Origin of the sequence: Variovorax sp. YR216 (genome assembly GCF_900107745.1) — a bacterium.
GTDB lineage: Bacteria > Pseudomonadota > Gammaproteobacteria > Burkholderiales > Burkholderiaceae_C > Variovorax.
On sequence record NZ_FNRO01000003.1, the window covers coordinates 583,253 to 595,772 of the forward strand.

Below are 12,520 nucleotides of genomic sequence, written 5' to 3' on the forward strand. Positions count from 1 at the left end.
CAGTGAATTCTGAAAGTTTCCATACCATCTGAAAAGCGGGAAGATATGATGGATATCATCGGAATTTCGGATGGATAGATCCATGCAGGCCTTCGACATCGAACAGCTCCGGACCTTCGTCGAAGTCGTCGAGGCCGGCAGCCTGACCGCCGCCGCCCCGAGGGTCTTCCTGTCGCAGTCGGCCGTGAGCGAACAGATTCGCAAGCTCGAAGAACGGGCCGGGCAGGCGCTGCTCACGCGCAGCAAGGCCGGCGTCGCGCCCACCGGCGCCGGGTTGCGGCTCGCCGGCCACGCACGGCGCATCCTCGCGCTCAGCGACGAAGCCGTTCGCGATCTGCGCGGCGAAATCCTGCACGGCGAACTTCGCCTCGCGGTGACCGACTACTTCCGGCCGCGCGACCTCACGGGGATGCTGAGCCGTCTTGGCGAAAGCTATCCGCAGGTCCGCCTGCGCGTGCACATCCTCAAGAGCGGCGCGATCGAAGCCGGCTATGCGCAGGGTGATTTCGACGTAGGCCTGTCGATGCGCATCATGGGCGGCGCCGCCTCAGGCAATGCGCCCGAGCGCTCGCAGGTGCTGCGGCGCGAAGCGCTGACCTGGATGGGCGCTGCCGGCATGCGGCTCGTGCGCGGCGAGCCGCTGCGGCTGCTCGTGCTGCCCGACACGTGCTCGCTGCACCAGTACACCGTCAAGCTGCTGGATGAGCGCCGCATCCCCTATGAAGTGGCGCATGTGGCGTCGGGCGTCGCGGGACTTCAGTCGGCGCTCGCGGCGGGCCTGGGCGTGGCCTGCCTCAACGAATCGGCGCTGACGGACGGCGTTGCGCCGCTCGCGGCGCCGCACGGTTTGCCAGGGTTGCCGCGTGCGGCCTTTCACTTTCTGCCTGCGCGACGTGGAGAAAGCGACTTCGTCACCCGCGCCCGTGAACTTCTGGCGACGCACTTCGCCTGAGTTGCGTCGTCAGGCCGCCGGCGGTTGCGGCCAGGGCCGCTGCGGTTCGCGAATGAGCTCGAATGCGCGCGAGACCTTGAGTACGCCCAGGTCGTCGAAGCGCTTTCCGGCAATCTGCAAGCCGATCGGCAGGCCATTCCTTGCGTACCCGCAGTTGATCGACGCAGCCGGTTGCTCCGACATGTTGAACGGGACGGTGAAGCCGATGTGCTCCAGCGGCCGCAATGGGTCGTTGGTGGGCGAGGGCGCCTCTGCCGCGGCCGGCATGTTCGGTGCGGTGGGCGAAATCACGTAGTCGTACCTTGAGCACGCGGCGACTGCCGCGAGGCGGGTCGCATGGAACTGGCTGAAGGCGCGGAAGACGTATTCGCCGCCGAAGCCTTCGGCGCTCTCGGCCCAGGCGCGGATGTAGGGCAGGACCCTGCTGCGCTGCTCGGGCCGGAGCGCCTTCATGTCCACCAGCGAGCGCATCCGCCAGAAGTGGTCCATGCCGTCGAGCATGGCTTGCGACATGAAGGGGCGCATCGGCTCGACGATGGCACCGGCGCGCTCGAAGAGCCGCGCCGCGTGCTCGACCGCCTGCTGGATCTCGGGATCGACTGCGAGGCCGCAGCCGGCATCCAGCAGCAGGCCGATACGCAGGCCGCGCAGATCGTCCACGGTGGTGTCGAAAGCGTCCCAGTCGATCTCCTGGGCAGGCAGGCTCATGCTGTCGCGCGCGTCGGGCTGTGCGAGCGTCTGCATCATCAGCGCGGCGTCGGCCACGGCGCGCGTCATCGGCCCGGCGGCGCGGCCCATGTAGGGCGGGTCGATCGGAATTCGACCCAGGCTGGGCTTGAGCGTGAAGATGCCGCACCAACCGGCCGGCAGACGCAGCGAGCCGCCGATGTCGGTGCCGATGTGCAGTGGACCGTAGCCCGCCGCGGCCGCCGCACCGGCGCCCGCGCTGGAACCACCGGGCGTTCTCGACAGATCCCACGGATTGCGCGCCAGCGTGTGAAAGCTCGACAGGCCGGAAGACAGCATGCCGTAGTCCGGCATCGTCGTCTTGCTGAAGATCACCGCGCCGGCTTCCTTCAGTCGCGCGGCGGGCGGCGCATCGGCGCTGGCCGGCAGGAGCGTGACTGCGGCGGTGCCTGCGGGCATCGGATCGCCGCGCGTTGCGATGTTTTCCTTGATGGTGGTGGGCACGCCGTCCAGCGGGCCGCGGGGCTCGTTGCGCCGCCAGCGCGCCTCGGATGCGCGCGCCTGTTCGAGCGCGGGCCCGGGCCGCAGCAGCCACGTCGCCTGCAGGTGCGGCTCCCAGCGCTCGACATGATCGAGCACCGCCTGCGTCACCTCGACTGGCGACAGGTCTCCCTTGCGGTACGCGGCAACGAGTTCCCGTGCGCTCAGCTCATTCAGTGGTCCACTCACCACGACAGCGTCGACAGGTCGTTGACGAAGATCGGCATGTCCTTCCACAGGCCCTTCACGCCCTTCTTGGCGACGGTGGGCCACTGCGGCTGGAACAGGAAGACGTTGGCCGCGTCGTTGGCCAGGATGCGCTGGGCGTCGCCAAGCAGCTTGTTGCGCTCGGCCGCGTTGCCAGTCGCCTTGATCTTGTCATACACCGCGCTGAAGTCCTTCGACTGGTATTGCCAGTAGTAGTCCGCCTTCGCGTAGTTGCCGAGATCGAAGGGCTCCACGTGCGAGACGATGCTGAGGTCGTAGTCCTTGTTGCCGTAGGTGCCGCTGAGCCACTGCGCCCATTCGACGTTCTGGATCTTGACGTTGATGCCGATCTTGGCCAACTGCGCGGCGATCACCTCGCCGCCCTGGCGGGCGTATGGCGGCGGCGGCAGCGTCATCGTGAGTTCGAGAGGCGTCTTCACGCCGGCTTCGGCCAGCAACTGATTGGCCTTCTCGATGTTGAACGGGTTGACACCTGTGGTGTCGACATAGCCCGGCGCGCCCGGCACGTAGTGGCTGCCGATCGGCACGCCGAAGCCGTCGACGGCGCCTTCGATCACCGCCTTGCGGTCGATCGCCGCGGAGATGGCGCGGCGCACGCGCACGTCATCGAGCGGCTTGCGCTTGTTGTTGATCGACAGGATGGTCTTCGCACGCGATCCGCTCAGGATCACCTGGAACTGGGGGTTGGCCTTGAACTGCGCCACGACGCGGGTGGCAATGCGAGGAAATGCGTCGACGTCTCCGGCGAGCAGCGAGGCCGCTTGGGCGGCCGGGTCGGAGATGAATCGGAATGTCACCTTGTTGAGCTTGATCGAGCCCGGGTTGCGGAAGCCGTCCCACTTGCTCACGACCAGCGAGCTGCCCTTGCTCCAGCTGTCGAGCTTGTAGGGACCGGTGCCGACGGGCTTCGTGGCGTTGGTGTCCACACTCTTGGGTTCGACGATGACCGCCGTCGCCTGGCCCAGCAGGAAGGGAAAGTCGGGGTCGATCTCCTTGTTGATGATCACGACCGTGTAGTCGTCGACCACCTGGGTGCTCATGTTCGCGAAGGTGCGCTTGTCCTTGTTGGTGCTCTTCTCGCCGCCGGCGCGGTCGAAGGAGAACTTCACTGTCTGCGCGTTGAAGGGTTCACCGTTCTGAAACTTCACGCCGCGGCGTAGCTTGAAGGTGTACGTGCGCAGGTCCGGCGAGACCTCCCAGCTCTCGGCCAGCAACGGGGTGACGCTGCCGTCGGAATTGATCTTCGTGAGCGTTTCGAGAATGTTGTACTGAACGATCTCGGCGATCGCCGAGGCTGCGTTGGCCGTCGGGTCGAGTCCCGGCGGTTCGAGTGTCATCGCCAGCACCATCGAGTCCTTGCGGCCTTGCGCCAACGCCATCTGCGGCAGCGAGAGCGGCACGGTGGCGAGTGCGGCGGTGGTCAGGAGGGTGCGGCGTTTCAACATGGTTTCGGGGCTCCAGGGAAAGGCTGTGATGTGAAGAAACAAACGTTACATCATGGCGGGCCCGCACGGGCTCGGCAAGTATTTGCTCATGACGCAGCGACGGGTTCCGCACGCGGCACCGCGGCCAGCAGGGCCTGCGTGTAGGGATGTTCCGCATGCGCGAAAAGGTGCTGCGGCTCGCCGCGTTCGACGACGAGACCGCGGTGCAGCACGCAGACTTCGTCGCATAGGTGGTTGACCACCGCGAGATCGTGGCTGATGAGGAGGTAGCTGATGCCGTACTGCTGCTGCAGGTCCTGCATCAGGTTGAGCACCTGCGCCTGCACCGAGACGTCGAGCGCGCTCACCGGTTCGTCGGCCACGATGAGCTTCGGCCGGGTGATCAACGCCCGCGCGATCGCGATGCGCTGCCGCTGCCCGCCGGAGAACTCGTGCGGGTACTTGTGCAGGTCGGCGAGGCGCAGGCCGACGGCTGCGAGCGATTCGCCGGCAAGCTCGCGCTGCTGTGCGCGCGTGGTTTCTCCGAGCGCTTCCAGCGGTTCGGCCACGATGCGCGCGACCGTCTGGCGCGGGTCGAGCGAACCGTACGGGTCCTGGAACACCATCTGGAAGTTGCGACGGGCCTTGCGCAGCGCGTCCTTGGGCAAGGCATGCAGGTCTTCGCCGAGCAGCTTGATGGTGCCGGACGTCGGCTGGTCGAGTGCCATCACCAGCCGCGCGATGGTCGATTTGCCGGAGCCCGATTCGCCGACGATGCCGAGGCTGCGGCCCGGTCGGACGCTGAAGCTCACGCCATTGAGCGCCTTGACCATCGGCGGTGTGCCGAAGAGGCGCTCGCGCGGCAGCGTGTAGTGGCGGACGAGGTCCGTGACTTCGAGCAAGGGGGTGTCGGCCAGAGTGTTCGTCATGCGGCGATGCGCTCCTCGGCGGCGATTTCTTCGAGCCGGATGCACCGCACCAGGTGCTCGTGCGGCAGTCGCTCCTCGGGGGGGCGCGTCGCGTGGCAGGCATCGACCGTGTATCGGCAACGGCCCGCGAAGGGGCAGCCCTTCGGCAGGTCGACCAGCTCGGGCACGCTGCCTTTGATCGTGGCGAGCCTCGCGCCGCGCGGCGTGCCGAGTTCGGGCCGCGCCGCGAACAGGCCGCGTGTGTAGGGATGAGCGCGCTCGGCGAAGACGGACGAGGTGGGTCCGCTTTCGACCACGCTGCCGCCGTACATCACCAGCATCTTCGACACGTTCTGCGCGATCACGCCGAGGTCGTGCGAGATCAGGATCAGGGCCATGCCGCGCTCCGCGACGAGGCCGCGGATCAGGTCGAGGATCTGCTTCTGGATGGTGACGTCGAGCGCCGTCGTGGGCTCGTCGGCGATGAGCAGGTCCGGTCCGCAGGCCAGCGCCATCGCGATACCGATGCGCTGGCGCTGGCCGCCGGAGAACTGGTGCGGATAGGCATCGAGGCGCGACGAAGGGTCGGGAATGCCGACACGGTCGAGCAGCGCGAGCACTTCCTTGCGTGCATCGGCGGCGGAGAGGCCGCGATGCAGCCGCAGCGGCTCGCCGACCTGCCGCGCGATGGTGTGGACCGGGTTCAGCGCCGTCATCGGCTCCTGGAAGATCATGCCGATGCGGTCGCCGCGGATCTTGCACATCGCGCGCTCCGAAAGGCCGACCAGCTCGGTGCCGTCGAAACGGATGCTCCCGCTGACCTTCGCGGTCGAGGGAAGAAGGCCCATCAGCGACTGCACCGTGATCGACTTGCCGCAGCCCGATTCGCCGACGAGGCCGAGGGTTTCGCCGCGCTCCAGCGTGAAGTCGATGCCGCGCACCGCTTCGGCGGGGCCGCGCTGCGTCTGCAACTGGACGTGGAGATCTTTGACTTCGAGGAGAGGCATGTCGGGCTCAGCGGGCACGGGCAAGTCGTGGGTCCAGAAGGTCGCGCAGACCGTCGCCGAGAAGGTTCAGGCCCAGCACGGCGAGCGCGATGGCCACGCCCGGGAAGACCGCGAGCAGCGGCGCCTGGAACATCATGGTCTGCGCTTCGCTCAGCATGCGGCCCCACGAAGGCTGCGGGGGCTGCGTGCCGAGGCCGAGATAGGAGAGGGCGGCTTCGGCGAGGATTGCGATCGCGAAGCGGATGGTGATCTGCACGATCAGCACCGCCGAGATGTTGGGCAGCACATGCTGCATGGTGATCGCGAACGACCCCTTGCCGCAGGCGCGCGCCGCCGCGATGTATTCACGCGACCAGATCGAGTTGGCCGAGGCCCGCGTGATGCGCGCAAAGGTCGGGATGTTGTAGATGCCGATTGCGATGATCGCGTTGACGATGCCCGCGCCGAAGACCGCGGTCATCATGATGGCCGACAGGATCGCGGGGAAGGCCATGGAGAAGTCGGCGAAGCGCATGATCGCTTCCTCGACCCAGCCGCGGCGGGCCGCCGCCAGCAGGCCGAGCGCGGTGCCGACTGTCAGGCCGATACCGACCGCGATGATGCCGACAAGAATCGATGCGCGCGCGCCGACGAGCAGCAGCGAAGCCACATCGCGCCCGAAGGTGTCCGTGCCCAGCCAGTGCGCCGCGCTGGGCTTCTGCAACTTGCTGGCGAGGTCCATCTCGTAGGGCGACCACGGCGTCCACACCAGCGACACCGCGGCGGCCAGTACGAGCAGCAGCGTGAGCACGCCGCCAATGACGAAGCTGCGGTGGTGCATCGCGCGGCGCCAGAAGCCGGGAATCTGGAGGGCGGCGGCGCTCGGAACTGCCGCAGGAACTGCACTCATATGTCGTGGGCCTTGATGCGGGGGTCGATCACGGCATAGAGCACGTCGACCACGAAATTGACGATGACCACCATCGCCGCCAGCAGCATCACGCAGTTGCGCACCACGATCAGGTCGCGGTTGCTGATGGCCTGGAAGATGAGGCGGCCGAGCCCCGGCAGGTAGAAGACGTTTTCGACCACGATCGTGCCGGCGAGCAGTTCGGAGAACTGCATGCCCATCACCGTAATGACCGGGATCAGCGCATTGCGCAGCACGTGGCGCCAGAGCACCGCCCGTTGCGAGACGCCCTTGGCTCGTGCGGTGCGCACGAAGTCCTCGCGCATCACTTCGAGTACCGCTGAGCGTGTGATGCGGGCGAGGATCGCGGCCTGCACCACGGCGAGCGACAGCGCGGGGAGCAGCAGGGATTTGAGGCCGGCAAGGATGCCTTCGTCCCAGCCCTCGAAGCCGCCCGCGGAAAACCACTGGAGCTGCACCGAGAAGACCAGGATCAGCAGGATCGCGAACCAGAAATTCGGGATCGCGATGCCGACCTGCGTGAGGCCCATCAGGCCCACGTCGCCCAGCTTGTTGTGGCGCGCCGCCGCCGTCACGCCGACGAGGAGCGCCAGCGCGGTGGTGAAGGTCATGGCCAGGAGCGCCAGCGGAATGGTCAACGCGAGGCGTTCGAGGATGAGGTCGATGACCGGCGAGCTGTAGGCGTAGCTGTCGCCGAGATTCCCCGTCAGCAGGCCGCCGATCCAGTGCCAGTAGCGAGTCCAGGCCGGCTGGTCGAGCCCGAGCTTGGTCGCGAGTGCCGCCACCGCATCGGGTGCCGCATCCGGACCCATCAGGATCTGGGCCGCGTTGCCCGGAAGGATCTCGAGCACGAGGAAAACGATGATGGAGGCGCCGATCAATGTCGCGATCAGCGTCACGAAGCGCTTGAACAGGAACAAACTCATAAGGCGGGGCGCAGCATAACCGCAGTTACGCAACGACCGTGCCCGTGCTTGCCTGGGGCGGCGCGTTTTCGCCGGCTGTGGGGGCATCCGGCGGTGCCGGGCGGGAGACGCCCGTCGGGCCGATAATCACGCGATGGCTCTCATGATCACCGACGAATGCATCAACTGCGATGTCTGCGAGCCGGAGTGCCCCAACGACGCGATCTACATGGGCGAGGAGATCTACGAGATCGACCCGCACAAGTGCACCGAGTGCGTCGGCCACTTCGACGAGCCGCAGTGCGTGCAGATCTGCCCGGTTGCGTGCATTCCGGTCAATCCTGCGCACGTCGAGTCGCGTGAAACCCTGTGGCAGAAGTTCCAGCGGCTCACGGTCGCCAAGGAAGCAGCGGGCGGGCCGGGTTCCGCCGGCGCTGCCTCGATGTCCTGAATCCGGCTAGTCGCCGGATTTCTTCTTCTTCGCCTTCTTCGATTTTTTCGTGGACTCGGCGTCCTGCCCGGTCTGCATGCTCGTGTAGAGCACTTCCTTCTTGCCCTTGCGGAGTTTTTCGGGTGAGTCCTTGCTGGCGCTGGTCTTCCGCTCGCCGCCATCTTGTACCGGGCTGTTGTCGATGAGGATCGGCCGGTTGCGAGCGCCTGTCGCTTCGAGTCGCCGGCGATCGCCTTCCATGCGGTTGGCCGCTGCGTGCGCGCCGCGAATGGTGTCGTCGGCCGCGCGCTTCTGGCTGGCGTCGCGAGCATCATCGACCTCGACCAGCCTGCCGTTCTTGCAGGGTTGGTCGGTATAGGCGTTGCCGCAGCGCCAGGTGCCACCGCCCTCGGCGGCGACGGCGCTCCAGGGGATGCACGTCGCCATGAGCAGCGCGGCGCATCGCGCAGTGATCGTTGTTGTGTGTGACGGCTTCATTCTTGTAACTCCCTTCCTTCTCTCTTCTTCCGCTAGCCCGCGGCGGGTTCGCCTCCGCCGTCGGGCTCGCGCCTCGGCGGTTTGGGGCGGGGCGGCTTGCTCGTGTGGATGAGCAAGGTCGCCTTGTCCATCTCGCCGGCCACCAGGGCCGGAAATGCATGGAGCGTGCGGACGATCGCGTCGTCGATCGCCTCCCTCTGTTCCTTGAGCGGCTTCTTCAAGACCCAGTTGACCACTTCGGACTTCACGCCCGGATGGCCGATCCCGAGGCGCAGGCGCCAGTAATCACCGGTACCGAGCTGGGCGTGAATGTCGCGCAGACCGTTGTGGCCGGCGTGGCTTCCGCCCAGCTTCAGCTTGGCCTGACCCGGCACCACGTCGAGTTCGTCGTGGACCACCAGGATTTCCTTCGGCTCGATCTTGAAGAAACGGGCCAGCGCAGCGACCGATTTGCCCGAGACGTTCATGAAGGTCTGCGGCTCGAGCAGCCAGAGCGGCTTGCCGTTCACCTGCGTGCGGGCCACGAGGCCGTGGTACGAGCGCTCGGGCGTGAGCGTGACCTTCAGATCGCGCGCGAGTGCGTCGATCCACCAGAAGCCGGCGTTGTGGCGCGTGGCTTCGTATTCCGGGCCGGGGTTCCCGAGGCCGACGAACAACTTGATCATGCGTGGATTATCTGGGTTGGGTGATTCCCAAAACAAAATGGCCCGCACGGGGCGGGCCATCGAAAGCGCGGAGGATGCGCGAATTACTTCTTCTTGGCGGGGGCCTTGGCGTCTGCCTTGGCTGCAGCCGGAGCGCCTTCTGCAGGCGCGCCTTCGGCAGGCGCTTCTTCCGCGACCAGCGGCGACACGGCGGACACCACGACCGGGTTGCCCTTGCCGTGGGCCACGAACTTCAGGCCCTTCGGCAGCTTGATGTCCTTGACCGTGACCGTCGCGTTCTTGGTCAGACCCGACAGGTCGACTTCGATGAACTCCGGCAGGTCGGCCGGCAGGCAGCTGACTTCGAGTTCGGTCATCACGTGGTTCACGAGGTTGTGATCGAGCTTGACGGCCGTGGACTCTTCTTCACCCTTGAAGTGCAGCGGCACCTTGACGGTCATGCGGGTGCGGGCATCGACGCGCTGGAAGTCGACGTGCTGCACGAGCGGACGGAAGGGGTGGTACTGCACGTCACGCAGCAGCACCTTGGCGACCTGGCCGCCGAGTTCCATCTCGAGGATCGACGAGTGGAAGGCTTCCTTCTTGAGGGCGTGCCACAGCGCGTTGTGATCGAGTTCGATCAGTTGCGGCTGGCCTTCACCACCGTAGACGATGCCGGGCGTCTTGCCCGAGATGCGCAGACGGCGGCTCGCACCCGTACCCTGCTTGGCGCGCTCAAAAGCGACGAATTTCATAACTAGCTCCTGTGGAAGTCGACCGCGACCAGTGCGACTCCGGTTTAAAAAAGGCTTCCCGAAGGAAGCCCGGCTTTTTGCTCGGATCAGGATCTCAGAAGAGGTTTTCCTGGTCGGAGAACAAACTCATGACCGACTCGCCCTTGGCGATGCGCTGGATCGTCTCGGCGATCAGCGGCGCCACGGAGAGCTGGCGAATCTTGGTGCAGCCGGTTGCGCCGGCGGAGAGCGGGATCGTGTTGGTCACGACGACTTCGTCGAGCGCGGTGCCCTGCGCGATGCGCTCGATGGCCGGGCCCGAGAAGATCGGGTGCGTGCAATAGGCGTAGACCTTCTTGGCGCCGCGTTCCTTCAGCACTTCGGCGGCTTTGACCAGGGTGCCGGCGGTATCGATCATGTCGTCCATGATCACGCAGTTGCGGCCGTCGATCTCGCCGATCACGTGCATGACTTCGCTCACGTTGGCACGCGGACGGCGCTTGTCGATGATCGCGAGGTCGCAATTGAGTTGCTTGGCCAGCGCGCGGGCGCGAACCACGCCGCCGACGTCGGGCGACACGACGATCAGGTCTTCGTAGTTCTTCTGGCGAAGGTCGCCCAGAAGCACCGGCGACGCGTAGATGTTGTCGACCGGAATGTCGAAGAAGCCCTGGATCTGGTCGGCGTGCAGGTCCATGGTCAGCACGCGCGCCACGCCCACGGTCTCGAGCAGGTTGGCGACCACCTTGGCCGAGATCGGCACCCGGCTCGAGCGCGGACGGCGGTCCTGGCGGGCATAGCCGAAATAGGGGATCACGGCACTGATGCGCTCGGCCGAAGCGCGCTTGAGCGCGTCGACCATGATGAGCAGTTCCATCAGGTTTTCGTTGGTGGGTGCGCAGGTCGACTGGACCACGAAGACATCGCGCGCCCGGACGTTCTGGTTGATCTCGACGGTGACTTCGCCATCAGAGAAGCGGCCGACACGCGCGGCGCCCAGCGAAGTACCGAGGTGCTGAGAAATTTCAGCGGCAAGCCCTGGATTGGCATTGCCGGTGAAAACCATGAAATCAGGGTTATGTGCCTGCATGAGCGTCCCGGCGAAGTGCATCCGGCAATGCGAAATGGCTCTTGTAGGAGCCGCCAACAATCTTGTGAATGAAGATTTGGCAGGGGAGAAAGGATTCGAACCTTTGCATGCTGGAATCAAAATCCAGTGCCTTAACCAGCTTGGCGACTCCCCTACACAGGTCAATGGCCAATGCCATTCACCGATATATGTCGCATCAGACCGCAGAGCGCTCTGATTTCTAGACCGCCCACCCCACCAGAGGATGAACTGCCAGATTGCTGCACTTGCGAACCTGCCAGCCCGGAGGGGGCTCGGCCAATTCTGCATCATGCCGCATCGCCGCGAACACTGAACTTCCCGAGCCAGTCATGCGTGCATCCAACCCTTGATGACCGAGCCAATCGATGGCTTCGGTGACCGCGGGGCAGAGCCTCTGCGCTACCGGCTGCAAGTCGTTATGACCGAAGTCAAAGCGAAAACTGTTTGCTTCCGCTTCACTGTATGCAGCAAAGCCAGAGAGTATAGCAGCAGGAGTTGCGCGTTGCAGGTCCGGCGCAGAAAAAATATCTCGGGTGTCGATGCCTCGGTCAGGCTTGACGACAGCGAAGCGACCGGGCGGAAGCGAAACCGGCGTGATCTCCTCGCCGATCCCCTCGACCCACGCGTTGTGTCCACGGAGGAAAAAAGGCACGTCCGCGCCCAGGCCCAGGCCGATCTGCTCGAGCTTCGCAAGCGGCAGATGCAGGTCCCAGAGGCGATTCAGCGCGAGCAGGCAGGTCGCCGCATCGGACGACCCGCCTCCCATTCCGGCCTGCGCCGGGACGCGCTTGGCAATGCCGATGTGCACGCCCCACGTCGTCCGGGTGAACCCCTGCAGGGCTCGGGCAGCGCGGACGACGAGATCGTCGGCGGGCAGCGGTGTGGTCAGGTCCTCGCGCGTGACCTGGCCATCGTTCCGGTGCTCGAAATGAAGCGTATCGCTCCAGTCGATGAGCATGAACACCGACTGCAGCAGGTGGTAGCCGTCCGCACGCCGGCCGGTGATGTGCAGGAAGAGGTTGAGCTTGGCCGGCGCCGGCACGTCGTAGATGGCCTTCATGCGCGTTCGAAGACGATGCGCAGGTCGGCGCGCGGCTCGGGTGATTCGCGCGTTGCCTGAAGCTTGCCGGCACCGACCTGGGACAGATCCGGCCGCCAGCCGGGTACCTGCTCGTCGCGGCCAGCGAGCCATCCGAAGAGCGCGGCGACCGGAATTGCGGCGCCCGTCGCTGCTTCGATCAGCGCGTCGACCGAGTCGTATCGCCGCGTTTCCTTGCCGTTCATCAGCAGAGCCTCGCCTGGGGCCCAGTGAAGCTGCGCCAGCGTGTTGCCGATCGGGCTCGTGAGCGTGAGATTGCCGGCCCACGGGGCGCCTCGCAGTTCGAACAGTGCCGCGAAGGTCTGGACGGGCTGGCTGTCGATCCGCAGCGAGAGGCGTCCGCTCCATGCCTCGCTCTGTACCAGTCCGGATTGCTTCGGTGCGCCGGGGGTCGCGCAGCCCGCGACCGCGAGCGCCCCGGCGCAAGCGGCCAGCAGCATGGC

At 65.9% G+C, this 12,520-nt stretch carries 14 protein-coding genes and 1 tRNA gene; 2 read left to right on the forward strand and 13 right to left on the reverse strand.

Annotated features, from left to right (window positions below):
* Positions 1–82: 82 nt before the first annotated feature.
* Entirely contained in the window at positions 83–952 is an 870-nt protein-coding gene (locus BLW05_RS12675) for a LysR family transcriptional regulator (protein WP_093162937.1), read from the forward strand.
* A gap of 9 nt (positions 953–961) precedes the next feature.
* On the opposite strand, the gene BLW05_RS12680 is transcribed toward BLW05_RS12675, so the two are convergent.
* The 6 genes from BLW05_RS12680 to BLW05_RS12705 form a co-directional block, all read right to left on the reverse strand.
* Positions 962–2,368, reverse strand: coding sequence for an amidase (locus tag BLW05_RS12680; protein ID WP_256330248.1), 1,407 nt, complete (start codon positions 2,366–2,368; stop codon positions 962–964).
* Positions 2,365–3,852: an ABC transporter substrate-binding protein gene (locus BLW05_RS12685; protein ID WP_093162938.1), complete on the reverse strand. Its 1,488-nt coding sequence runs from the start codon at positions 3,850–3,852 to the stop codon at positions 2,365–2,367. The genes BLW05_RS12680 and BLW05_RS12685 overlap by 4 nt, the downstream gene beginning before the upstream one ends.
* An 86-nt stretch (positions 3,853–3,938) precedes the next feature.
* Positions 3,939–4,760 carry an ATP-binding cassette domain-containing protein gene (locus BLW05_RS12690; RefSeq protein WP_093162940.1) on the reverse strand — a complete coding sequence of 274 codons (822 nt, stop codon included), beginning with the start codon at positions 4,758–4,760 and terminating at the stop codon, positions 3,939–3,941.
* On the reverse strand, positions 4,757–5,746 hold the full coding sequence (locus BLW05_RS12695) for an ABC transporter ATP-binding protein (RefSeq protein ID WP_093162942.1): 990 nt from the start codon (positions 5,744–5,746) through the stop codon (positions 4,757–4,759). The genes BLW05_RS12690 and BLW05_RS12695 overlap by 4 nt, the downstream gene beginning before the upstream one ends.
* 7 nt (positions 5,747–5,753) lie before the next feature.
* Positions 5,754–6,635, reverse strand: a complete 882-nt coding sequence (locus BLW05_RS12700; RefSeq protein WP_093162943.1) for an ABC transporter permease — start codon at positions 6,633–6,635, stop codon at positions 5,754–5,756.
* Positions 6,632–7,582: an ABC transporter permease gene (locus BLW05_RS12705; RefSeq protein WP_093162945.1), complete on the reverse strand. Its 951-nt coding sequence runs from the start codon at positions 7,580–7,582 to the stop codon at positions 6,632–6,634. Before BLW05_RS12705 ends, BLW05_RS12700 begins: the two co-directional genes overlap by 4 nt.
* A 133-nt stretch (positions 7,583–7,715) precedes the next feature.
* Between BLW05_RS12705 and BLW05_RS12710 the strand changes: the two genes are divergently transcribed.
* Complete coding sequence (locus tag BLW05_RS12710; RefSeq protein ID WP_093162946.1) at positions 7,716–8,012, forward strand: YfhL family 4Fe-4S dicluster ferredoxin; 297 nt, start codon at positions 7,716–7,718, stop codon at positions 8,010–8,012.
* A 6-nt stretch (positions 8,013–8,018) separates the two neighbouring features.
* Here BLW05_RS12710 and BLW05_RS12715 read toward each other — a convergent pair whose 3' ends face one another.
* The 7 genes from BLW05_RS12715 to BLW05_RS12745 all read right to left on the reverse strand — a co-directional run bounded on the left by BLW05_RS12715 (position 8,019) and on the right by BLW05_RS12745 (position 12,517).
* The gene (locus BLW05_RS12715) at positions 8,019–8,489 is read right to left on the reverse strand and encodes a hypothetical protein (protein WP_093162948.1); all 471 of its coding nucleotides are present in this window, start codon (positions 8,487–8,489) and stop codon (positions 8,019–8,021) included.
* Between the two features lie 32 nt (positions 8,490–8,521).
* The gene (gene pth, locus BLW05_RS12720) at positions 8,522–9,154 is read right to left on the reverse strand and encodes an aminoacyl-tRNA hydrolase (protein ID WP_093162949.1); all 633 of its coding nucleotides are present in this window, start codon (positions 9,152–9,154) and stop codon (positions 8,522–8,524) included.
* A gap of 83 nt (positions 9,155–9,237) precedes the next feature.
* Positions 9,238–9,888, reverse strand: a complete 651-nt coding sequence (locus BLW05_RS12725; protein ID WP_093162951.1) for a 50S ribosomal protein L25/general stress protein Ctc — start codon at positions 9,886–9,888, stop codon at positions 9,238–9,240.
* A 94-nt stretch (positions 9,889–9,982) separates the two neighbouring features.
* Complete coding sequence (locus BLW05_RS12730) at positions 9,983–10,957, reverse strand: ribose-phosphate pyrophosphokinase (RefSeq protein WP_093163190.1); 975 nt, start codon at positions 10,955–10,957, stop codon at positions 9,983–9,985.
* A 77-nt stretch (positions 10,958–11,034) separates the two neighbouring features.
* Positions 11,035–11,111, reverse strand: a tRNA-Gln gene (locus BLW05_RS12735).
* 66 nt (positions 11,112–11,177) lie between these two features.
* Entirely contained in the window at positions 11,178–12,038 is an 861-nt protein-coding gene (gene ispE, locus BLW05_RS12740) for a 4-(cytidine 5'-diphospho)-2-C-methyl-D-erythritol kinase (protein WP_093162953.1), read from the reverse strand.
* Positions 12,035–12,517 (reverse strand): lipoprotein insertase outer membrane protein LolB, encoded by a 483-nt coding sequence (locus tag BLW05_RS12745; RefSeq protein WP_093163192.1) that lies wholly within the window; start codon positions 12,515–12,517, stop codon positions 12,035–12,037. Before BLW05_RS12745 ends, ispE begins: the two co-directional genes overlap by 4 nt.
* Positions 12,518–12,520 lie beyond the last annotated feature (3 nt).